The sequence below is a fragment of the Parasphingorhabdus sp. W113 genome (assembly GCF_055693205.1).
In genome coordinates this window covers 2,082,250-2,102,881 of the sequence record NZ_CM146328.1, presented here as the reverse complement: position 1 = coordinate 2,102,881, position 20,632 = coordinate 2,082,250, and the positions used below count along the sequence as shown (strand labels likewise).

Genomic DNA, 20,632 nt, shown 5'->3' with positions numbered 1-20,632 from the left:
CCATGCTAGAGAACAGGAATGTCCGGAAAAACGCGCATATTGCTGGTAGATGATGAAGCGTCGCTGCGCGAGCCACTGGCGGACTATCTGACCAGACAGGGTTTCATCGTGGAGCAGGCCGACAATGCCAGCCGCGCGCGGTCTGCCCTTAACGCGCATCTGTTTGACATCATCCTGCTCGATATCATGATGCCCGGCGAAGATGGGCTGAGCTTTTGCCGGCATGTGCGGGACAAGACCGAAATTCCGGTGATCTTCATCAGCGCCAAGACCGAGGAACTGGACCGGATTATCGGCCTGGAACTCGGGGCGGATGATTATGTCACCAAGCCTTTCAGCCCCCGCGAGCTGGTCGCCAGAATTCATGTCGTCCTGCGCCGGGTGAGCAATCATAACGGCACAAAAGCCGGACAAGGCACAGTGTATCAATTTGCCGGCTGGACGGTACAGACCGATCAGCGCAGCCTGGTCGACCAGGATGGTGTAGCGGTGCCGCTGTCGACCGGAGAATATCGGATGCTGCTGGCCCTGCTGTCGCGGGCGGGCCAGGTGCTCAACCGCGATCAGTTGCTCGACATCACACAAGGCCGCGAATCCCATGCCTTTGACCGGGCGGTGGACAATCAGATCAGCCGTTTGCGCCGCAAGATCGAACAGGATCCCAAAAACCCGGAAATCATCAAGACCGTCTGGGGCGGCGGCTATGTCCTCGCCGGCGATGTCCAGACCCTATGAAGCGCATTTTGCCCAAAAGCCTGGTCGGGCAGTTGCTGGCGCTGGTTGCCGTGATGTTGCTGATTGCCCAGGCGGTGAACATGGTGCTGCTTTATCGCGGTGCGCAACAGGAAACCCGCTTCGAAGCGGCGGCCTCCGCCTGGAGCCGGATTTCGGGTGGTGTCGAGCGCCTCGAACGGCGTGAGCGGTTTGACCGACCGCCGCGCGCCGGCGAGCGGCCGCGGCGGCGCTTTCGCGGCCCGCGACCCGCGGTTTCAGAGCAAAGCCCGATAACCGATGGCATGCGCCGAAGCCGCAATTACGAACAGCGGTCGCTCGAGGTCTTTGACAATCTCGGCTACGATATTCAGGCGGTCGAGGTGGCTGAGATTGAAACCGTTCCGCCGGCGCTCGTCGACAGCGTCATTGGTCTCGGCCCGTCTCGGCGGATCGCCCGGCAACGCGGTGAAAGGATCAGCAAAGAGCAGGCGCTGCGCAAGGTTGACAGTTTCATTCTGATGTCTGCCCAGATTGCACCCGACCGCTGGATGAGCGTGGTTGCGGTGGTGCAGGATCGCAACAAGCGTCTGACCCGTGCGCTGATTTTGCAGACGGTCATTCTCTATCTGCTGTTGCTCACCCCGTTGATTTTGCTCGGTCGCTATATTTCCAGACCGCTCAAGACCCTGACCAGCGCGGCCCAGAATTTTGCGCCCGGGTCGTCGCAGCCTGTGGTCGAGACCGGCCCCCCGGATACCCGTCAACTGATCGCGGCGTTTAACGACATGAATGGCCGGGTCGATGCCATGCTCAACGAGAAAGATGTCATGCTGGGGGCGATCGGTCATGACCTGCGGACACCGCTGGCGGCCCTGCGGGTGCGCGTGGAGAGCGTTGAGGATGCGCAGGAGCGGGAACGGATGATCGTCGGGATTGATGATATTGACCGGACGCTGGATGATATTCTGTCGCTGGCGCGTTTGGGACGATCAGCCGAGAAATCGGAGCCGACAGACATGAATGCCCTCATTGAAACGGTGGTGGACGAATTTGTCGATCGCGGGGAGCAGGTGACATTTGAGCGCGGCGCGCGCGTGACGGCAAATGTGCGGTCCACGCTGATCCGCCGGGCGTTGCGGAACCTGATCGACAATGCTGTAACCTACGGGACGCGGGCTGCTATTACGGTCGAACAGGCCAGTGACCAACTGGATATTCATATCGATGACGAAGGCCCGGGTATTGCCGAGGATGCGCTGGAAACCCTGTTCGAACCCTTTGCCCGGGCGGAGACATCACGCAACCGACAGACCGGCGGAACCGGATTGGGCTTGACCCTGGCGCGCGCCATCGTTCGCGAGCAAGGTGGCGATATTATTCTGCGGAACCGCCCGGCTGGGGGACTGCGGGCGACGCTGCGGCTAAAGCCGGTTTAGCCACGGTCTGCCATCCCAATGTGATGGATATCCGGCGATTGCGGGGGTCGTAAATATCGTTCGGCGTATAGGGCTCGCGATCCGCCACGCCCTCGATACGGAAAAAGGCACCGGGGCGGATCCCGGCCTGCTGCATCGCCTTGCGCGTGGCTTCGGCGCGCGCGGTCGACAGCATCCAGTTGTTCATCGAACGGCCGGAAGAAAAGGGCAGAGCATCGGTATGGCCGCGCACCATCAACGGATTGGGCGCGGGCTGAATCGCCTTTGCCACTTCAATCACCAGCTGCCGTGCCTGGGGCAGCAGCTTGTCGGTGGCCAGTGCGAACATCGAAAAGTCGGACTCGTCGATAATCTCGATCCGCAAGCCTTCACGGGTCTCGGTAAAGCGGACATTCTTGTTCAGTTTGCTCAGCTCTGCATTTTCCGCCAGTCGCTGCTCGATCTGCTTCTTGATCTCCTCAAACTGCTCGCGATCCTTTTCCTTGTTCGCGCCCGCGCCAACATTGCTCCCGCCGGTGCTGTCCTTGGGAATGGTAATCGACCGGGTACCGGTCTGCGACGCGGCGCTGGGATAATTGTCTTTCGACGTGATCAGATCCCCGCCAAACATGCCGTTGGCACCGGCGCTGTTCTGGCGCATCTCGACCAAAGTGGGGGTGAAATAATCGGCCAATGCCTTGCGCTTTTTCTCGTCGGTCGAACCGAGCAGCCACATCATCAGAAAGAACGCCATCATCGCCGTCACAAAGTCGGCATAGGCCACTTTCCAGGCGCCACCATGGTGGCCGCCATGGTCATCGGCGATGATTTTCTTGACGATGATCGGCCGCGGTTCCGGCTCATTCTTGCCTCGTGCCATGCTTATTTCCCGCGCATGCCGTCAAAGACGTCGGCAAAGGCTGGCTGGTTGGCATGGGTCAGGCCGGAGCGCGCGGCTTCGATGATCAGCGGTTGCGGATGGCCGTGCAGCGAAGCGACAATGATCTGCTTCACAATGTGATAGATGGCACCGTCGCTCTCGATGACCTGCTTGGCGCGACCGGCCATTGGACCAACAAAACCATAAGCCAGATACACGCCGAGAAAGGTGCCGACCAGCGCCGAGACCGATCATCGCGCCGAGTACTGACGGGGGCTGATCGATCGCGCCCATGGTTTTCACGATACCCAGAACCGCAGCAACAATGCCGAGGGCGGGCAGGGAATCGGCAAGATTTTGCAGGTTATCTGCCGGTGCGATGGCTTCGTGATGATGGGTTTTCAGCGCGTTATCCATCACTTCCTCGACCGCATGCGGTTCGAGTGTGCCGGACGAAACGACCACCAGTCGCAAGGTATCGCAGATCAAATGGATCAACGTGTCATCCTTCAGCAGCTTGGGATATTCCCCAAACACCGCCGACGCCTTGGGGTCCTCGATATGCGGTTCGAGCGCCACGGGACCATCGGTCCGCAGCATTTTCATCAGCTTGGAAACAAGGAATATGCAATCAAGAAAGTCCGCCTTTTGATATTGCGGGCCCTTGAACACTTTCGCCATGCCGCCCATCAGCGCTTTCAGGCTGGCACCGTTATTGCCGAGAACCAGCGCACCAACCGCGGCGCCACCGATAATGCCCATTTCGACGGGCAGGGCGGCCACGACCACGCCCAGGTTACCGCCGGACAAGGCGAATACGCCAAAGACCATGACGATGAGAATGACGATGCCGATAGCTGCAAACATTGCGGGTTCCTGGGTTATTATTCGTTCAGGACCGACAGTATTTTACGATCAATCCCAACGATGAATACGGTTAACGAGGACCAAAGTTTAGCTGATCTGACTAAATAGCGTTGTCTGCTCGATGCGGGCGTAGGTAGCCTGCGCGGCTTCCAGGTTGATCAGCAGTCTTTGCATCTCGGTAATCGCTTGAGTGACGTCGGTTTCCTCGAGCGAGGCGCGGAATTCGCTCACGTCGATCTGGCGTTCCTGCAGGCGGGTTCGGCTGTCCTCAAGTCGGGCCCGCTCGATGCCATGCTGGCCGAGCACGTTGATGGTATTGTCCATCTCGAGCTGAAGCGGGTCCAGCAAAGCGCTGCGCTGCGCCTGATCTCCGGTTCGGACCGTCGATACGATATTCGCCATTAACGGCGCCAGCCCGTCAAAGTCCGATCGCTGAGGGGCGGCCCGGGCGGTGACATTGTCGTCAATCGGCACTTCCAGAGGGATGCCCCCTTCGAACAGTGGCCGACCGTAATTGTCGTCCTGCGTGACGAAATCAGCGATCTGCAGACCGATTGCCTCGAGCTCGAGCGCAATGGTTTCCCGGTTGTCCTGTGACAAAGCGTCGCTGCTCGCCTGGATGACCAGTTCGTTGACCCGCACCAATTGGGTGTTGATATCGGAAATAGCGGTTTCAGCCTGCGCCGAGATGGCTTCGGCACGATCAATATTCTTGATCCACGCCCCAATATTGGCCTGGACTTTTGCGACGTTCGAAATCTGGGCCCAGGCGGACGGGTCATCGGACGGACGGTCAATACGACGGCCGGTGGCAATCTGCTGCTGGCGAACTTCAATCGCTTTCGACAATTCCTTTTGCAGCGCGACTTCTATGGTCGGACGGAGCCGGTTAACCGATTGCATCATAGTCTCCTATCAATCTAGAATATCGCGAAGATGCGCTGCATGGTTTCGCGTGCCACCTGGATAACCTGAGCGGAGGCATCATAGGCCTGCTGGAACCGGATCAGGTCCGCCGCCTCCTGATCGAGATCGACCGACGACAAATTGTCCCGTGCCTCGCGCGCCGCCTGATGCTGCGATGACGCCGCGGCGGTCTCGCTTTGGGCTGAGGCGGTCAATATCGCCTGCGCACCAATCGTGTTGGTCCAGGACTGCTCGAAACCGGTGGCCCCGCGGAAATTGGAGAAATTGACAATATTGCCATTGGCGGGGCCCGCGGGCGTAGCGAGCGCCAGAGCCGCCGGGTCGGTTGTCAGCAGTGCCAGGGCGACAGCGCCTCCGGAAGCGTCCAGCAGCGGCGCGCCAGGAGCGCTGGCATCGGTTTCACCCGCCGCCTGCCATGCGTTGACATCATCGGCAAATTGCGTTGCAAAGCTCTCGATTTCCGATCGCCGTTGGGCATTTGTTGCGGCGCTCGATACCAGCGCTGACAAGGATCCTTGCGAAGGCGGTGGCAACAGGGTTCCGTCCGCATCCAGCGTAATCGTGCCGTCCGCCGCCGCGATGACCGACAAAGGCGTGACATCGCCGACATCGACCAGGTCTTCCCCGGCATAGCTGATATTCGCGACACCCTTGTCGCCAAAAGCGATGGTGACGTCCATGCGCTCGCTGAGGACGGCCAAGGCGGTGTCGCGTTGATCGAGCAGCGACGCCTGTTTGGTGGACCCATCGAGAGCGGTGCGGAGTTGGAGATTGATTTCACCAAGATTCTCGAGCGCCTGATTGAACGTGGTCACTTCCTGTTCGGTCGACCCGACGATCTGGTCGGATACGTTGACCAGATTTAGGGCGGTGCGATTGACCGAGGTCACAGTGGCATTGATATCGCTCAGAAACTGACGCCGGATAACCGTATCGAACGGCGCGCCGGCAAGCTGCTCTGCGCTGGCAAACATCTGGTTCAGTTTCGCGGTGGTTCCGGTGGCGCTGTCGCCCAATCCGCTTTCGATTGCATCCATCCAGGCCGACCGGGTTTCCGCGCCATAAAGCGAAGCCCCAGTCAGACGGACATTGGCTTCGAGAAACGGATCAGTGGCCCGCGCCACGCCGTTGGTCTCGACCCCACCAAAGAACAACTGGGCGTTCTGCAACGGAGTGAAGCCGGGGACGATGGCAAATTCATTGAGCCGCAGATCGCGGCGGACATAATTGGGGTTTTCAGCATTGCTGATATTGGTGGAAACGGTCGACAGCGCGCGCTGATACGCCCGCACTCCTTGCGATCCGATATTGAGCAGATCGGTCATAATTTACCCTTCCATTGTTCAACCAGAAGATCCGCAATGCCGAGGCCTTGCTTTTGTGCGATGTCATCGGCGATCCGGTCATCCATCATGTCGCGAAATTGCGCCCCACCGCTATTGCCCAGCAGATCTTCGCCGAGGCTTGATTTGCGCATCGCGCCAATCATGTTGCGCACGAAGATCGACTCAAAGCTTGTGCAGCCTGAACCAGCTGGTCCGACTGCACGTTCGGCTTTTGCGCCGTGAGTTTGGAAGAAGTGGGGTCTATCGGGTTCATTGGATTTGCAACTCCGCTTTCATGGCGCCGGCCTGTTTGAGGGCCTCGAGTATCGCGACCAGATCGCCAGGCGTGGCCCCGATCGCGTTGATCGTCTCGACAATTTCCGCCAGCGATGCGCCCCGGTCAAAGGTGAACATTGGTGCGGATTGGTCGGTAATCTCGATCTGGCTATTGGGTTCTTCTGCGGTTTGTCCTTCGCTAAACGGCGCCGGCTGAACGACCCTTGGCTGTTCGTCGATTTTGACCGTGAGTTTGCCGTGGCTGACCGCAGCAGGGGTAATCCGAACCATGTCATTGATCACCACCGTACCGGTGCGGGCATTGACGATGACGCGGGCAGGGGCCTTGGCCGGGCTGACTTCAATATTTTCGATCAGGCCCATTTGCATGATGCGTTTGGATGCACCGGGTTCGGTCTCGATCCGGATCGAGACCGCATCAATCGCCTCGGCCATGGCGACGCCGGTCTTCCGGTTGATCGCATCCGCGACGCGCAGCGCCGTGGTGAGATCGGGTTCGGCCAGATTGAAGGTCAGATAGGGCGTGTCGGCAAAACCGGTGCCGACACTGCGTTCAACCGTTGCGCCGCCGGGGATCCGGCCGGCGCTGGGAATATTGACCAATGTGCGGGATCCGTCTGCGGCTTCTATACCGAGACCACCGACCGCAAGATTGCCTTGCGCCATGGCGTAGATCTGGCCATCGGCACCAAGCAACGGCATCATAACCAACGTGCCACCGCGTAACGACTTGGCTTTGCCAAGCGCTGAAACGGTGATGTCCAGGCGCTGGCCTGGTTTTGCAAAAGGGGGCAGCTGGGCGGTGACAATCACCGCCGCCGCATTTTTGAGCGAGGGATTGATCCCGGGCGGCAAGGTGAGCCCAAATCGTGAGACCGTTCCTTTCATGCCCTGGGTGGAATATTCCAGGCTGTCATCACCGGTCCCCGCGAGGCCGACCACGATGCCATAGCCGGTCAACTGGTTCGCCCGCAGACCTTGAAAACTGCCAATATCCTTGATGCGATCCGCTTGTGCCGGTGTCGGCACCAGGACCAGCATCGCAGCAATTAAGGCGGCCAGCAGACGGAGAAATGAGGGAGATTTAAGAACAGTCATGATCGCTCTCCCCTCAGAATGGCGAGATGGAGGAGAAGAATTTCTGCAACCATCCCTGTTTGCTGGCCTGGGCGATTTCACCCGATCCGGCGTAGGTGATTTTCGCATCTGCAACCCGTGACGAGGAGACGCGGTTGTCCGTGCTAATGTCCGCCGCGCGCACAATGCCGGTCATCCGGATATATTCCTCGCCGCGATTCAGATTGATCAACTTCTCACCTCGCACTTTCATCGTGCCGTTGGGATAGACTTCCGCAATGGTCACGCTGATTTCTCCGGAGAGACTGTTCGCCTGCGCAGCCTGTCCTGAACCTGAGAACGACTGATCGCCGCCAATATTTATATCGCTGGGTACAAAGAGCGACAAAGGACCGGTTGTCGGAGGCGTCAAACCGAAATTGCTGTTCTTGCTGGTGGCGGCGCTATTGCTTTTGGATGCTGCGGTGCGTTCGACCAGCTGAATGGTCAGAACGTCGCCGACCATCGACGCGCGGGCGCCGCTGGTCAGCGCGGCATAGCCATTTGCAACCTGAAATATGGCGCCGTTTTTTGACTCCGAAATCAGCGGTATGGGCGCAGTGGCCGGAGCAAAGCCTGCCTGTGGTGCGGTTGTACCGCCGCCAAAACAGGCGCTTAACGCCAGGGCCGGCGCGATGACTAATATCATTCTCATGGGTAATCCGATCACAGTTGCTGGTTCACAAATTGAAGCATTTCGTCGGTCGCGGAGATCATCTTGCTGTTGACCTCATAGGCGCGCTGGGTCTCGATCATGTCGACCAGCTCTTCGACGATATTCACATTGGATTGTTCGAGCGATCCGGACCGCAGCGCGCCGCGTCCTTCGATCCCGGCGGCACCAACTTGCGGCGCTCCGCTGGCCGGACTTTCGGTCAGAATATTGTCGCCATTGGGTTTCAATCCGGCCGGATTGACAAAAGACGCCGTTTCAATCTGCCCGAGCTGGGTCACGTCGGTCGATCCAGCGAGCGTTGCAGAAACCGTTCCGTCGCTGCCAATCGTGACACCCGATGCGCCTTGCGGAATCTGGATTTGCGGAATGAGTGGCAGGCCGCCTGGGGTCACCAATGTGCCTTCTGCGGTCTGGCTGAAATTGCCGGCGCGGGTGTAGCCGGTTTGTCCGTCCGGCATTTCGACCTGAAAATAGCCATTCCCCTGAATGGCAATATCCAGTGCGTTTCCGGTTGTCTGCAACGATCCCTGCGTTTCAATTCGCGCGGTTCCTTGCACCGCGACGCCGGTGCCCAAAGACAGTCCAATGGCATATTGGTTCTGGCCAGTGGAGGGTGCGCCGGGCGTGATGTTATGCTGATAGGCCAGGGTTTCGAAACTGGCGCGATGGCGCTTGAAGCCATTGGTGTTCACATTGGCAAGATTGTTGGCAATGACGCGCATCTTGGTATTTTGTGCGTCGAGACCCGTGCGGGCGACCTGTAAGGCTCCATTACTCATTTTCTGTTCCTCTCTAGCTACCCGGCAGACGCATCAAATTGGTGCTGCTGCTGTCCAGTTCCTGTGCTGTTTTTAGTAATTTGACCTGGGTTTCCCAGGCTCTGCTGGCTTCGATCATATCGACCAGCGATGCGGTCATGTTGACGTTCGATCCTTCAAGCGACGCGGGCGTCAATTTGGCATCGGCATCAGCGGGCAAAGCGCCACCGCCGCGAACGCGGAAGAGATTGTCATTGCCTTTCACGATGTCGGTGCCGGTAAAGGATACCAGCGCCAGACGATCAACTTGCTGCATGATGCCCGTCGTATCGCCTTGCGGCAGGATCATGACGCTACCGTCACGACCAAAGCTGATCTGGTCGGCCGGTGGAATAACAAGCGGCCCCCCTTCTCCCAGTACCGGTTCGCCAGCTCCGGTTGTCACCAGGCCGGTTTCGCTAATCTGCAGGTCACCCCTGCGGGTATAGGCCGGTTCGCCATCGGGTCCCTGGACCGACAGCATGGCATCGCCTTTCAAGGCAACGTCCAGTGGTCGGCCGGTGGATACAACAGTGCCGGCTTGCAGGTTGGCAGAGTAAACCCGTTCGTCTGCTATAGCCCGACTGTCCAATTGATCACTCGTCAGATGCCGCGCTTTGGCGTTTACGATTTCGGCGCGAAATCCTGTCGTGTCGACATTCGCCATATTATTGGCGATGACGGTCTGCTTGGCCATGATCCCGCGCATGGCGGTCAGGCTGCTGTGAATCATTTTGTCCATGGTCGGGCTATCCCAGTCCTAATTATACCTGAAGGTTGATGATCGTCTGGGTCAGCGTATTGGCCGTTTCGATCGCCTGAGCGTTCGCCTGGAAATTCCGCTGGGCTCCGATCAGCGAGACCAGCTCCTCGGTCAGATCGACATTGGCGCGTTCAAGAGCACCGGACCGGATATTGCCCAGCGGGCCATTGGCAGCGCTGTTAATCTGTGGTGGCCCGCTTTCGCCGGTCGACTGCCAGTGCGCATCACCAATCGGACGCAGACCTTCGGAATTGGTGAAGGAAGACATTGCCACCGCACCGAGATTTTGCGTGTTGCCGTTACCAAAGGTTGCGACAACCAATCCTTCCTTGCTGACCGAAATATTGGCCAGAACAGCCGTCGGATCTGCCGGGTCGGAAACCGGCAGCACAAAGTCGGTCATGTCGGCAATTGCAGTGGATGTTACCACACCATTTGCGTCAACCGGCAACAGTTGGACTTTGCTGCCAATGGTATCGATCACTTCGCGGTCGGCATTGGTGCCAAAAGCGCCGTTACGGGTAAAGCTGAGATCCTGGCGTGGGGGTTGACCGCGAACGGCGAAGAAACCGTCGCCCGCAATCGCGAGGTCCAGTGTCTTCTCGGTGGCTTCCAGTGTGCCTTGGGTGAACTGCTGGGCAATTCCGTTCAAGCGCACGCCCTGACCCGCTACCGAGCTGGTGCTCTGGGTCGGCGCTGCGGCGAACAGGTCACCAAAAATTGCGCGGCTGCGCTTGAAGCCGATAGAACCGGCATTGGCAACATTGTTTGAAATCACGGAAAGGTCGGTTTGTGCGCCCTTAAGTCCTGATAGTGAGGTATAAAACGACATGGTAGTTCTCCTTCAAAATAGCGAATGGATTAGCTGAGGCGGATAGCGTCAGAGACGGTGAATTCGCCCAGCGGCGTGAGCAGGCTGGCATTGGATGCATCGGCCGGGGACTGAACCGCCTCAACCGTGGTCCAGGACGACAGACCGGAAACCGCTCCGCCATTGACGCGGACCTTCAACGGGCCGTGGGGCAGGGGCGCGCCCTGACTGTCTAAGGCATCCCACTGGAAGGCGATTGGACCGGCGGGTTGTTCGCCAAGCTCAATGGCCTGCACGATCTCGCCGCGGTCGTTGAGGAAATCAATCGAGAGATTGGATGATGGGGTGTCGAGGTTGAATTCACCAGCATATTGACCGAAGCCATTAGGCGCAGCGATATTGCCGGGGACGAGGATATTGTGGCCCAGCCAGCTGGAAGCATCGCCGACGCGATTGTCGGTCATGTTACCGGCAATGGCTTTCAACGACACGTTCATTTCAGCAATGCCGGCGACGCTGGAAAATTGCGCCATTTGTCCGACCATCGCCGTGTTGTCGAGTGGGTCAAACGGATCCTGGCTCTGCAACTGCGTGGTCATTAGGCGCAGAAAGGATTCCTGATTCAGGGTATCGTCGCCAGTGGCATCGATCGGTTGGGCGATGCCCAAATTCGCAGGCAGTGAGTTGGTAATGGTGGTCATTATTATTTACCCATTCTTACGGTTTCGAGGATTAAGGATTTTGCGGTCTGCAAGACCTGCACATTGTTCTGATATTGCCGGGCGGCATCGATCATCTCGATCATCTCGGTGGATTCATCGACACCGGCTTCCCAGACATAACCTTCGTCATTGGCCATGGGATTGGTTGGGTCATGGCGCTTTTTGGGTTGGGTGTCGGACTGGATAATCCGCTCGACATCGACCGTCGCCATCTCGGCGCTGTCCGAGTAGGTTTTGAAAATCGGCTTGAGGGCACGGAACGCTTCGGCTTCTGTCGGCGCGACCGAGCGCGCATTGGCCATATTGGATGCGGTCGTGTTGAGACGAGTCATTTGCGCGGACATTGCCCGTCCGGCGACATCGAAAATGTTCATTGGACCAGCCATTTGCTATTCTCCTTTCATGGCGCGCCGAAGCGTGCTGATGCGGCCTTCAAGAAAAGACAGCGTGGTGCGATATTGAACCGCGTTTTCGGCAAAGAGGGTTTGCTCGGTGGAAAGCTCCACCGTGTTGCCATCCAGAGAAGGCTGGCGCGGCACGCGATAGGCAATATGGTCATCGACATTGTTGGATGTCGTCTCGCCGTTCATCACCGAACCCATGGCACGGCTGAAGTCGAGATCGCGCGCCTTGTAATTCGGCGTCGCGGCATTGGCGATATTGGATGCCAAAAGATTCAGCTTTTGCGACCGCAAAGCTAGCGCGTCTCCATATATGCTAAAAACTTTATCCATCGAATATTACCCAGATTATGTTTCTGTTAAATCTGATGCCGGCTCATCCGTTCTGAATGATAGACATCGTGCCTGAGTGAATTCGCAAGCACTGTGCCAGATTCGAAATTCGTTGGAATTTGGCCATTTACATACGCGGAAGATGGACCATTCCCGTTGCACCGGCAAAATTTTGCCGGTCGGCGGCAGCCTTTTGCCGCGTGCTTTTTTGGTCAAAATGGGGAGAGTGACTTGCAACCGATTCTGGAACTTTTTGATCCCCTGGCCCTGTGTCTGGTCTGGTTCGGATCGATCCTCGTGGTCGGATTGCAAGAAGGCATTGCCGGCTTTAAGCGCAGTTTCTCAGCCTGGACGGTTTTGCTGCGCGCGGATCCAGTGCGCGATGCGCAGATCGCGCGTCAGGCGCTGCACCGGGTCGAAGCCATTATCGATGTCAAAGGCTTGCAATGCATTGACAGAGTGAGTGCAGATAACGGATTTGTATCCCGTGCGACCAGCCTGTTGGCGACCGACGGTGATGTCCGGTCTTTCGCCCAGTGGGCGGGTGCTAATCTCGATGACCGCGAAGCCCGGCACAATAGTGTTATTCGCTTCTGGATGACGGTGGCTGATATCGCGCCAGCGATCGGAATGGTCGGAACCATAATCGGTCTCGTTCGCATGTTCGTGAACCTCGGTGATCCGGAAAATCTCGGATCGGCGCTTGCGCTCGCATTGCTGACCACATTGTACGGTTTGATACTCTCCAATGTCATTGCAGCACCAATTTCCCAGCGGTTTTTGCGCTTGTCTTCGGAAGAGCTCAAGTGGCAACGGATACTCACGGACAAGTTGATCACGCTCGTCCAGAAGGAAAAGCTCGGATAATGCGCATCAGTCGGTCCAATCGCTGGTCACTGGCCTTTGCTGACTTGACGCTGTTGATGCTGGCGTTTGTGGTGTTGTCAATGGTGCAGCCAACTGCGGTTGCCGAAACGGCGACGTCATCACGGCAGATCAAGCAGTTCACGTTTCAATCAGCGGAAATATTTGATTCCGGCGAAGCGATGATCAACGCTTTGGGACAGAAAAAAGCAGCAGAAATCGCTGCATCCAATGCGACCGGAAAAACCGTGATCCGGCTCGCCATCAGCGGCCGGCCGGATGTTTCTGCACGCCTCGACAAATGGGAGCTTTCAGCCGCGCGAATGGCTGCTTTTGCGCGCGCTCTAAATGCGGCGGGTGTTGACAGCGATGCGATTGAATTTGGCGAACAGATTGCGGGAGAAAACGAATTGATCCAGGAATTGCGGATCGAAATATTGCGTGCTCCCGAAGAAGAACCAAACGGGGATGGCACGACCCTTGCTTCTCAATAAGGAAATTATTGCGAGGTTTAGATTATGTTCGTTACCGCTTTTCGATGTGCCGCCACGCTGGGCTTTGCTGCCATGGCGCTATCACCAGCCGCCGCTCAACTGCTGGAATCCTTACCGGATCTGGAGCAGAGATTGCTCACTCATCTTGCGGAATCGGGAGATTCGCCCCGATCGTCGCGTGACGTGATCGATCGTCGGCTACGGCTCAAGAAATGCCCGCAGCAAGCTGTTTTCGAACGGCGTAACAGCGGGTTGATCACGATCCATTGCGAAGCCTTGAATTGGCGGATATCGGTGCCGCTATTGGGTTCGCAACAGGGCGGTATCGCGAAGCGCGCCGATACCGTGGTGATCAAGCGGGGCCAACCGGTATTAATGGTCGCCAAGAAAAGCGGCTTTACGATTTCTCGCCAGATGACCGCAGACAAAAACGGTGCGATTGGCGATGTGATCCCGGTCCGCGCGACGCGCAAGTCCGCACCAATATTGGCGGAAATACAAGGACCTGGGCGGGTTACGCTGCCGTCATACTAATTATTTTTTAATGATCCTAAACAAAGTCTCTCACTATCCGTTCTTACAATCAGAAAGACTATAAGGAGTCTGTGATGATCAATATTACCAACCAGATCCAGGGCCGCACCGTCGGCGCCGGCCGGGTTGAAACAGCGCCGCAGCCGGACAATAAGGTGGCAGCGGAAAAAAGCCGTTCTCCCACCGTCAGCGCCGCGCTGTCGGGGGCTATCGATCACATGGTCAAACAGGGCATGCCGGTTGATCTTGACCGTGTCGTGTCCGTTCGTGATGCCATTGCCGATGGCCAATATCCGGTGGATCCAATGAAAATCGCGGCAAAAATCATGGAATTTGACAGCCCGGTGCGTCAATCGTCATGAGCGAGCATTTGATCGTACAGCTGGAGGCCGGCTTTGAAGATCTTGTGGCAGCGCTGGATGGCCAGGATGCTGACTCGATTATCGAGGCTGCGGCAGCCCTTCGACCGATGGTGGCCGAGATTGAATCGCAAGGTGTCTGGCGCCAGGAAGATGCCGTCAAAGGGCGTCTGGATCTGTTGTCAAAACATATTGATGCCGCTCGATTCCGGGTCAATAAATTGACGAACATGAATGAACAACGCGCCATGAATTTGGCGCAGGCAATGGGAACCCCCATGGCGCCGCTTTATAAAGACAGCCGCAAAGCAGGCTGATAGAAAATAATTTCGCCTCAGGGCTTTCGAAACCAAAACTGGCACGGCCTTTGCTGATCTAACCCTAAACAATGTTTGGGATTTAAGATGCAGCGCCGCCAATCACAGAAAATTGAACCGCAGAAATTGTATGGTGAAAATCCATGATGCAGTTTCTGTCGTCTCGCCAAGCACAGCTCGGCAACACCGCGAGGGCAGGCATTCTGCCACTGGCGACATTGTTGCTTGTGGTGTTCATGGTCTTGCCGGTTCCGGTGCTGGTTCTTGATATTGGCTTCATCATCAACATCACCATCGCGCTTGCGGTTCTGATGGTCGCATTGAACGCGGCCAAGCCACTCGACTTTTCGAGTTTTCCGACTGTGCTGCTTTTCGCGACGTTGCTGCGCCTGGCGTTGAACGTGGCTTCGACGCGCGTTGTGCTGGTTGAGGGGCATAATGGCCCTGATGCGGCCGGTGATGTGATCGAGGCCTTTGGTAACTTCCTCATCGGCGGTGACTATGTCGTCGGTATCTTCGTCTTTGCCATCCTGATGATTATCAATCTGGTCGTGATCACCAAGGGTGCGGGGCGCGTGTCCGAAGTGACGGCGCGTTTCACCCTTGATGCGATGCCCGGCAAGCAAATGGCAATCGATGCAGATCTCAATGCCGGTTTGCTAACCCCGGAAGAAGCGAAGGAACGGCGCCAGGAAGTTGCGACGGAATCAGATTTCTATGGCTCGATGGACGGTGCTTCGAAATTTGTCAAAGGCGATGCCGTTGCCGGTGTCCTTATTCTGGTCATCAATATTATCGGCGGCATCATCCTGGGCGTTGCCAGCCACGACATGCCAGTGTCCGACGCCGCACAGACATATGTCCTGTTGGCGGTCGGTGATGCGCTCGTGGCTCAGGTCCCGGCCTTGCTGTTGTCAATCGCGGCGGCAGCAATTGTGACACGGGTCGCTTCTCCGATGGATCTGTCCGGTCAGATTGGTAGCCAGTTCGGCAACGCCAAGGCCTGGATCCCGGTTGCGGCGATCCTCACCGTTATGGGACTGTTGCCCGGCATGCCGCATATGGTGATCCTGCCGATCGCGGCGGTTGCGAGCTTCTGCGCCTGGAAGCTGTCACGCAAGGCGCAAAAAGCGGCCGAGCCGGAACCCGTTGTCGAAACGCCGGAGCAGAAAAATCACATCGCCTGGAGCGATGTCACCGACGGCGCCGTCCTTGGCATTGAAATCGGCTATGGTCTGGTGCCGCTCGTCGACGACCGCAAGGGTGCACCGCTTATGCAGCGCCTGACAGGCATCCGCCGCCAACTTTCCCGCGAGCTCGGATTTGTTGTGCCGCTGGTGCGGGTCAAAGACAATATGGCGCTTGCCCCCAATTCTTATCGGATCCAGATTAACGGCGTAACGCTTGGAGAAGACCAGGCCTGGCCTGATGACCTGTTGGCGCTGGACAGTGGTGACAGTGATTCCAGTCTGGAAGGGCAGGGCTGCAAAGATCCGACCTTTGGTCTGGACGCGCTCTGGATATCTCCGGAAAAACGCAGCGAAGCCGTGGTCTCTGGCTATACTGTTGTCGATGCCGCCACCGTGATCGCGACCCATTTTAATCATCTGGTCGGACTCAATGCTTCGGAACTGTTCGGGATGGACGAGGCCCAGGGGCTGCTCGACAATCTCAAGGAGATTGCGCCGCAGCTGGTCGACGGCCTGACTCCAAAACCGCTCAGCCTGTTCCAGATCATGGCGATTTGTCGCTCGCTGTTGATTGAAGGTGTGCCCCTGAAAGACTTCCGCCGTTTGAGCGAAGCGATGGTCGAAGCGGCGGCCGAAGATGCGGCCAGCGAATTCCCATCACTCGACAATATTGTCGACGGTGTGCGCAAGCGGATCGGTTCGCTGATCATCCAGTCGCTCGTACCGATCAAAATGCCATTGCCGGTCGTCACTCTGGACGTCGAGCTGGAAAGCCTGCTCGCGCAAGCCATCCGGACCGGGGCAGGGGCCAGCCATCCGGTAGAACCCGGACTGGCGACGAAGATTGTCAGCGCGGTTCAGGACGCGACACGCCCCGTGCAAGCGGAGGCCCGCAGATTTGCGATCGTTACCTCGCCCTTGGCGCGCCGTACCTTGCTGAAACTGTTGAAACCCAGTTTCCCGGAAACCCCCATATTGTCGTTCGAGGAATTGCCAGATGACAAAGCGGTCGAAGTCGTCGCCGTCGTCGGTGGTCGTCCGACCCAGTTTCCTGGCGCAAACCCGTCTTCTCCAGAAGTTGTTGAATAGAAGGAGCCCGCATGAGTTATCATGATCCCAGCCTTGCCGGACTGACCTATGGCCCAAAACCTGCCGCTTTGTCACAGGAGCAGTTGATCAACAGTCACCTGCCTTTGGTGCGCAAACTGGCGTGGCATGTCCATGGTCGTGTCTCGAGCATGGTTGAAGTGGAAGACCTGTTGCAGATTGGAATGGTTGCTCTGGTGGAGGCCGCGCAAACCTATGAAGATCGCGGCCTTGGTTTCAGCAACTATGCAAAGCTGCGCATCCGCGGTGCGATGATTGACCAGCTGCGCAAGCAGAGCAATCTCAGCCGTTCTGCCATGGAGTTTCGCAAGAAGCTGCGTCAGGTCTCCGAAAAACTTTATCAGAAAAACGGCGTCGAGCCGAGTGAAGTGGATGTCGCCGCGGCGATGGGAATGGACCAGGAAAGTTTCCGCATTGCTGTTGACCATGCAGACGCCGTTGATCTGAAATCGATCGATGAAGTTTATTCGGATCAGAATATCTGGTTTTCCGATCGCGCCGATTCAGCGGATCAATCCGTGGAACAAAATCAGATGCAGGAGATGCTGGCGCAAGCGATCGGGTCCTTGCCGGAGCGCGATGCGATGATTTTGAAGCTTTACTTTATCGAGGAAATGAACCTCGAGGAAATCGGCCGGACACTCGATATCGGTGCGGCCCGGGTGTGCCAGATCAAAAAAGCGGCCCTTGAAAAGATGCAAAAGATTCTCGCCTCATATGAATAGTCTCTCTACCCTCGACATATTCACCATTTAGCGAGTGAACCTGGGCGGCCCATTTATTGGGCCGCTCTTTTTTTCATTCCGCCAAAGATCTGTGTCTCACTATGGCAATGTGCTCAGGTTCGTTCACCCCAAAAAATATCCCCCGGCGCCAATGTGGGGATTGATATGCGCCGGGGGATTAGATCGGTGAAGCAGGACCAGCCACTTCACCAATCAAACCGTTAGATACTTTACGCTTAACGGATCAGGCTCAGGACACCCTGCTGGCTCTGGTTCGCCTGGGCGAGCATCGCGGTGGATGCCTGGCTCAGGATCTGCGCTTTTGCCAAAGCAGTGGTTTCTGACGAGAAGTCGACGTCCTCAATGCGAGAGCGGGATTCCGTGATATTGGACACCCGGTCGCTCAGGTTGGATACGGTGGTCTGCAGACGGTTCTGCGATGCACCAAGCGTTGCCTGTGCGGTCGTTACCGTGTCCAGCGCCGTATCGAGCGTGGTCAAAGCAGCGGTTGCCCCAGCTTCGGTTGCAATCGTCAGGGCGTTTACACCCAGGGCGGTTGCGTCAACGTCGGTCAGAGCGATCGAAACCGTTTCACTTGCGTTTGAACCAGTTTGGATCGAAACCGAAGCGTTGGTACCATCAAGCAATGCAACTTCGTTAAATTCGGTCCGGGTTGCCACGTCGCCAATCTGTCCGATCAGCTCGGTAACTTCCGCCTGCAGATTGGTACGGTCATCGTTGGACAGCGTGCCGTTGGCAGACTGAACAGCCAGTTCCCGCATACGTTGCAGCATGCTTGTAATCTCATTCATGCCGCCTTCAGCGGTCTGGGCGAGGGAGATACCGTCATTCGCATTCCGGATCGCCATGTTCAGGCCACGGATTTCCGAAGTCATCCGGGTGGCGACAGCATTACCGGCAGCATCGTCGGAAGCAGAGTTAATCCGGCGGCCGGTTGAGAGACGCTCGATAGATTTAGCAAGGCTCATTTCGGCTTGGTTTGCAGCAAAGCCAGAACGCATTGCTGAAACATTTGTTCCTATAACAGTCATGTATTCGATTCCTTTCAAATTCGGGGTCGCCAACAAAGGGATCAACGGCGGCCTCGATTGGAAAGAACGGCGACCGTCCGAATTGATTTAGCGAGAAGTTAAAAACGTCATAAAATTGACGCTGCGTCATCGGTTTGACGGATTGCGCGTCGTAAGATTGACGCGGGTTTCGCCTCAGGCTGAAAAACCCCGAAAAACCGCCATTCATGACCCAATATGAAAACTGGCACAGCGCTTGCGATGATAAGAACGAAGCTGCTGCAAAAAATTTTAGCGACAGTTTCACAGGACCAGAATTTGGGGAATATTATGATAACAGTAGGACTGAGCGAAGGCGTATTGCGCGAACTGCCAACTTTACAAAATTGGCTAAACGGTTCGCGACTGCATACTGTTCGTATTGAGAAGGAAGCACGCAAAAACCGTTCCCACATCTGCGTGTTTCTGGACCATGAGATCGAGTGTGCCACGCATCGCGACATCATAATATCTCCCAATGCAAGCTCTCCCGAACTGGTCCGGGCGAGCCATGGCCTACCGCTGCGCATCGCATTCGGCTTTCAGGATATGTCCTTTGGATATGCCCTGATCGCCGAGGCGATCCGCAGCGGCACTGGCCTGGATGATGGCCATAATGCCCATCCTGCGGTCGGAGAACCAGAGAGCGCCGAGCTGATGACCTATGCTGCTCGGGTCGCCCAATCCAATGCTTCTGTGCTGATCACCGGTGATACCGGCGTCGGCAAAGAAGGCATGGCGCGTTTCGTCCATGACAATAGCAAACGGGCCGACAGAGAATTTATTGCGGTCAACTGCGCCGCCTTGCCAGAGACGATGATCGAAGCGATGTTGTTCGGCCATAAAAAAGGGAGCTTTACCGGCGCCCAGACCAACGCCACTGGATTGTTTCGTGCGGCCGATGGCGGAACGATCTTTCTCGATGAAATCACCGAATTGCCTCTTCCGTTGCAAGCGAAGTTGCTGCGCGTCATTCAAGAAGGGGAAGTCTTGCCGGTCGGTGAAACAGCACCGATCAAGGTCGATGTGCGTATCGTCGCGGCGGCCAACCGCAATTTTGAACAGGAAATTGCCGACGGCAATTTTCGCGAAGATCTCTACTGGCGGATCAACGTAATGGCGGTTCATCTGAAGCCGCTTGCCGAACGGCGTCAGGACGTCCGCGCGATTGCGGCGGCGATGCTCTTGCGCCTGCAGGACAAGGAGGCTCGTTTTGCCTGGCTCAGCAATGATGCTTTGCAAATGTTGCTGGCGCACCAATGGCCCGGAAATGCCCGCGAACTGAACAATGTTCTGCAACGCGCGCTGATCCTGAAAGCGGGCGACAATATTGAAGCGGACGATCTCGAGATTGATGCGCCGGCGCAAACGCAACCTTGCCGATTGCCGCGGGCACCGGTCGGACCACCCGATGCCGTCGTCACCGCAGACTGGAAAGCGGCCGCAAAGCAGGCGCAGCTGGATGCGGTGGTTGATGCCCTCAACAAAACCGGTGGCCAACGCCAGGAAGCCGCCCGTGCGCTTGGCATTTCGGAACGAACCCTGCGCTATCGGCTTGCCGAGATGCGCGAACTGGCAGCGTGAGATAGATCATGAAACCGATTGACACTTCCCAACTCATGGCGATGCGCAAGCAGATCATTTCTCAGAATGATGCGCTGCAGAAAGCCGCCGCGGCCAAAATGGACGAAACCGCGGAAGCGGCAAGGCCAGCATTCAGTGCGGCGATGACAAACGCCCTTGGAGCAGTCAATGACCTGCAGCATGATGCAGGGGACATCACCAAGGCCTATACGACGGGCGAGACCACCGACATCGCCGCGGTGATGATGTCGAAGCAGAAAGCCTCCCTGGGGTTCGAAATGACCCTGCAGGTGCGCAACAAGCTGCTCAATGCCTATCAAGACATTATGAAGATGCCGGTGTAA

The 20,632-nt window shown here is 57.0% G+C and carries 24 protein-coding genes and 1 pseudogene; 11 read left to right on the top strand and 14 right to left on the bottom strand.

From position 1 onward, the window contains the following. Positions 1-18 precede the first annotated feature (18 nt). On the top strand, positions 19-735 hold the full coding sequence (locus ACZ1GS_RS10070; protein WP_472695064.1) for a response regulator: 717 nt from the start codon (positions 19-21) through the stop codon (positions 733-735). Next, positions 732-2,150, top strand: a complete 1,419-nt coding sequence (locus tag ACZ1GS_RS10065) for a HAMP domain-containing sensor histidine kinase (protein WP_472695063.1) — start codon at positions 732-734, stop codon at positions 2,148-2,150. The genes ACZ1GS_RS10070 and ACZ1GS_RS10065 overlap by 4 nt, the downstream gene beginning before the upstream one ends. Here the strand turns inward: ACZ1GS_RS10065 and ACZ1GS_RS10060 are convergent. The 13 genes and pseudogenes from ACZ1GS_RS10060 to flgB form a co-directional block, all read right to left on the bottom strand. Next, positions 2,089-3,009 (bottom strand): flagellar motor protein MotB, encoded by a 921-nt coding sequence (locus ACZ1GS_RS10060; RefSeq protein WP_472695062.1) that lies wholly within the window; start codon positions 3,007-3,009, stop codon positions 2,089-2,091. The genes ACZ1GS_RS10065 and ACZ1GS_RS10060 overlap by 62 nt on opposite strands. A 2-nt stretch (positions 3,010-3,011) precedes the next feature. Beyond that, positions 3,012-3,876, bottom strand: a pseudogene (gene motA, locus ACZ1GS_RS10055) (flagellar motor stator protein MotA). Between the two features lie 87 nt (positions 3,877-3,963). After that, a complete protein-coding gene (locus ACZ1GS_RS10050) occupies positions 3,964-4,782 on the bottom strand; it encodes a flagellin (RefSeq protein ID WP_472695061.1) in 819 nt (272 codons plus the stop codon). 14 nt (positions 4,783-4,796) lie between these two features. Further along, positions 4,797-6,128, bottom strand: a complete 1,332-nt coding sequence (gene flgK, locus ACZ1GS_RS10045) for a flagellar hook-associated protein FlgK (RefSeq protein WP_472695060.1) — start codon at positions 6,126-6,128, stop codon at positions 4,797-4,799. Then, complete coding sequence (locus ACZ1GS_RS10040) at positions 6,125-6,292, bottom strand: rod-binding protein (protein WP_472698114.1); 168 nt, start codon at positions 6,290-6,292, stop codon at positions 6,125-6,127. Before ACZ1GS_RS10040 ends, flgK begins: the two co-directional genes overlap by 4 nt. 106 nt (positions 6,293-6,398) lie before the next feature. Further along, entirely contained in the window at positions 6,399-7,466 is a 1,068-nt protein-coding gene (locus tag ACZ1GS_RS10035) for a flagellar basal body P-ring protein FlgI (RefSeq protein ID WP_472698113.1), read from the bottom strand. Positions 7,467-7,536: 70 nt separating this feature from the next. Next, positions 7,537-8,196 (bottom strand): flagellar basal body L-ring protein FlgH, encoded by a 660-nt coding sequence (locus ACZ1GS_RS10030; RefSeq protein ID WP_472695059.1) that lies wholly within the window; start codon positions 8,194-8,196, stop codon positions 7,537-7,539. Positions 8,197-8,207: 11 nt separating this feature from the next. Continuing rightward, a complete protein-coding gene (gene flgG, locus ACZ1GS_RS10025; protein WP_472695058.1) occupies positions 8,208-8,996 on the bottom strand; it encodes a flagellar basal-body rod protein FlgG in 789 nt (262 codons plus the stop codon). 13 nt (positions 8,997-9,009) lie between these two features. Next, positions 9,010-9,756, bottom strand: coding sequence for a flagellar basal body rod protein FlgF (locus tag ACZ1GS_RS10020; RefSeq protein WP_472695057.1), 747 nt, complete (start codon positions 9,754-9,756; stop codon positions 9,010-9,012). Between the two features lie 22 nt (positions 9,757-9,778). Then, a complete protein-coding gene (locus tag ACZ1GS_RS10015) occupies positions 9,779-10,609 on the bottom strand; it encodes a flagellar hook-basal body complex protein (RefSeq protein WP_472695056.1) in 831 nt (276 codons plus the stop codon). A 29-nt stretch (positions 10,610-10,638) separates the two neighbouring features. Further along, positions 10,639-11,289, bottom strand: coding sequence for a flagellar hook assembly protein FlgD (locus tag ACZ1GS_RS10010; protein WP_472695055.1), 651 nt, complete (start codon positions 11,287-11,289; stop codon positions 10,639-10,641). A gap of 2 nt (positions 11,290-11,291) precedes the next feature. Next, the gene (gene flgC / locus ACZ1GS_RS10005; RefSeq protein WP_472695054.1) at positions 11,292-11,696 is read right to left on the bottom strand and encodes a flagellar basal body rod protein FlgC; all 405 of its coding nucleotides are present in this window, start codon (positions 11,694-11,696) and stop codon (positions 11,292-11,294) included. 3 nt (positions 11,697-11,699) lie between these two features. Beyond that, complete coding sequence (gene flgB / locus ACZ1GS_RS10000) at positions 11,700-12,044, bottom strand: flagellar basal body rod protein FlgB (RefSeq protein WP_472695053.1); 345 nt, start codon at positions 12,042-12,044, stop codon at positions 11,700-11,702. Positions 12,045-12,275: 231 nt separating this feature from the next. On the opposite strand from flgB, the gene ACZ1GS_RS09995 reads away from it, so the two are divergent. The 7 genes from ACZ1GS_RS09995 to ACZ1GS_RS09965 all read left to right on the top strand — a co-directional run bounded on the left by ACZ1GS_RS09995 (position 12,276) and on the right by ACZ1GS_RS09965 (position 17,634). Continuing rightward, entirely contained in the window at positions 12,276-12,911 is a 636-nt protein-coding gene (locus tag ACZ1GS_RS09995; protein WP_472695052.1) for a MotA/TolQ/ExbB proton channel family protein, read from the top strand. Beyond that, a complete protein-coding gene (locus tag ACZ1GS_RS09990; RefSeq protein ID WP_472695051.1) occupies positions 12,911-13,402 on the top strand; it encodes a hypothetical protein in 492 nt (163 codons plus the stop codon). Before ACZ1GS_RS09995 ends, ACZ1GS_RS09990 begins: the two co-directional genes overlap by 1 nt. 24 nt (positions 13,403-13,426) lie before the next feature. After that, the gene (locus ACZ1GS_RS09985; protein ID WP_472695050.1) at positions 13,427-13,936 is read left to right on the top strand and encodes a flagella basal body P-ring formation protein FlgA; all 510 of its coding nucleotides are present in this window, start codon (positions 13,427-13,429) and stop codon (positions 13,934-13,936) included. Between the two features lie 74 nt (positions 13,937-14,010). Continuing rightward, complete coding sequence (flgM, locus tag ACZ1GS_RS09980; protein ID WP_472695049.1) at positions 14,011-14,298, top strand: flagellar biosynthesis anti-sigma factor FlgM; 288 nt, start codon at positions 14,011-14,013, stop codon at positions 14,296-14,298. Between the two features lie 44 nt (positions 14,299-14,342). Beyond that, the gene (locus ACZ1GS_RS09975) at positions 14,343-14,612 is read left to right on the top strand and encodes a hypothetical protein (RefSeq protein WP_472695048.1); all 270 of its coding nucleotides are present in this window, start codon (positions 14,343-14,345) and stop codon (positions 14,610-14,612) included. Positions 14,613-14,758: 146 nt separating this feature from the next. Next, on the top strand, positions 14,759-16,891 hold the full coding sequence (gene flhA / locus ACZ1GS_RS09970; RefSeq protein WP_472698112.1) for a flagellar biosynthesis protein FlhA: 2,133 nt from the start codon (positions 14,759-14,761) through the stop codon (positions 16,889-16,891). An 11-nt stretch (positions 16,892-16,902) separates the two neighbouring features. Then, positions 16,903-17,634, top strand: a complete 732-nt coding sequence (locus tag ACZ1GS_RS09965) for a sigma-70 family RNA polymerase sigma factor (protein WP_472695047.1) — start codon at positions 16,903-16,905, stop codon at positions 17,632-17,634. A 236-nt stretch (positions 17,635-17,870) separates the two neighbouring features. On the opposite strand, the gene ACZ1GS_RS09960 is transcribed toward ACZ1GS_RS09965, so the two are convergent. Continuing rightward, positions 17,871-18,686, bottom strand: coding sequence for a flagellin N-terminal helical domain-containing protein (locus ACZ1GS_RS09960; RefSeq protein ID WP_472695046.1), 816 nt, complete (start codon positions 18,684-18,686; stop codon positions 17,871-17,873). A 309-nt stretch (positions 18,687-18,995) separates the two neighbouring features. Here ACZ1GS_RS09960 and ACZ1GS_RS09955 point away from each other — a divergent pair, with 309 nt between their 5' ends. Further along, entirely contained in the window at positions 18,996-20,288 is a 1,293-nt protein-coding gene (locus tag ACZ1GS_RS09955; RefSeq protein ID WP_472695045.1) for a sigma-54 interaction domain-containing protein, read from the top strand. A gap of 8 nt (positions 20,289-20,296) precedes the next feature. Then, positions 20,297-20,632: a flagellar hook-basal body complex protein FliE gene (fliE, locus tag ACZ1GS_RS09950; RefSeq protein WP_472695044.1), complete on the top strand. Its 336-nt coding sequence runs from the start codon at positions 20,297-20,299 to the stop codon at positions 20,630-20,632.

Bases quoted from the DNA above. Each gene is read 5' to 3' on its own strand.
- ACZ1GS_RS10070 (WP_472695064.1), top strand. From the start codon at position 19: ATGTCCGGAAAAACGCGCATATTGCTGGTAGATGATGAAGCGTCGCTG.
- ACZ1GS_RS10065 (WP_472695063.1), top strand. From the start codon at position 732: ATGAAGCGCATTTTGCCCAAAAGCCTGGTCGGGCAGTTGCTGGCGCTG.
- ACZ1GS_RS10060 (WP_472695062.1), bottom strand. From the start codon at position 3,009: ATGGCACGAGGCAAGAATGAGCCGGAACCGCGGCCGATCATCGTCAAG.
- ACZ1GS_RS10050 (WP_472695061.1), bottom strand. From the start codon at position 4,782: ATGATGCAATCGGTTAACCGGCTCCGTCCGACCATAGAAGTCGCGCTG.
- flgK (WP_472695060.1), bottom strand. From the start codon at position 6,128: ATGACCGATCTGCTCAATATCGGATCGCAAGGAGTGCGGGCGTATCAG.
- ACZ1GS_RS10040 (WP_472698114.1), bottom strand. From the start codon at position 6,292: ATGATTGGCGCGATGCGCAAATCAAGCCTCGGCGAAGATCTGCTGGGC.
- ACZ1GS_RS10035 (WP_472698113.1), bottom strand. From the start codon at position 7,466: ATGCTGGTCCTGGTGCCGACACCGGCACAAGCGGATCGCATCAAGGAT.
- ACZ1GS_RS10030 (WP_472695059.1), bottom strand. From the start codon at position 8,196: ATGAGAATGATATTAGTCATCGCGCCGGCCCTGGCGTTAAGCGCCTGT.
- flgG (WP_472695058.1), bottom strand. From the start codon at position 8,996: ATGAGTAATGGAGCCTTACAGGTCGCCCGCACGGGTCTCGACGCACAA.
- ACZ1GS_RS10020 (WP_472695057.1), bottom strand. From the start codon at position 9,756: ATGGACAAAATGATTCACAGCAGCCTGACCGCCATGCGCGGGATCATG.
- ACZ1GS_RS10015 (WP_472695056.1), bottom strand. From the start codon at position 10,609: ATGTCGTTTTATACCTCACTATCAGGACTTAAGGGCGCACAAACCGAC.
- ACZ1GS_RS10010 (WP_472695055.1), bottom strand. From the start codon at position 11,289: ATGACCACCATTACCAACTCACTGCCTGCGAATTTGGGCATCGCCCAA.
- flgC (WP_472695054.1), bottom strand. From the start codon at position 11,696: ATGGCTGGTCCAATGAACATTTTCGATGTCGCCGGACGGGCAATGTCC.
- flgB (WP_472695053.1), bottom strand. From the start codon at position 12,044: ATGGATAAAGTTTTTAGCATATATGGAGACGCGCTAGCTTTGCGGTCG.
- ACZ1GS_RS09990 (WP_472695051.1), top strand. From the start codon at position 12,911: ATGCGCATCAGTCGGTCCAATCGCTGGTCACTGGCCTTTGCTGACTTG.
- ACZ1GS_RS09985 (WP_472695050.1), top strand. From the start codon at position 13,427: ATGTTCGTTACCGCTTTTCGATGTGCCGCCACGCTGGGCTTTGCTGCC.
- flgM (WP_472695049.1), top strand. From the start codon at position 14,011: ATGATCAATATTACCAACCAGATCCAGGGCCGCACCGTCGGCGCCGGC.
- flhA (WP_472698112.1), top strand. From the start codon at position 14,759: ATGCAGTTTCTGTCGTCTCGCCAAGCACAGCTCGGCAACACCGCGAGG.
- ACZ1GS_RS09965 (WP_472695047.1), top strand. From the start codon at position 16,903: ATGAGTTATCATGATCCCAGCCTTGCCGGACTGACCTATGGCCCAAAA.
- ACZ1GS_RS09960 (WP_472695046.1), bottom strand. From the start codon at position 18,686: ATGACTGTTATAGGAACAAATGTTTCAGCAATGCGTTCTGGCTTTGCT.
- ACZ1GS_RS09955 (WP_472695045.1), top strand. From the start codon at position 18,996: ATGATAACAGTAGGACTGAGCGAAGGCGTATTGCGCGAACTGCCAACT.
- fliE (WP_472695044.1), top strand. From the start codon at position 20,297: ATGAAACCGATTGACACTTCCCAACTCATGGCGATGCGCAAGCAGATC.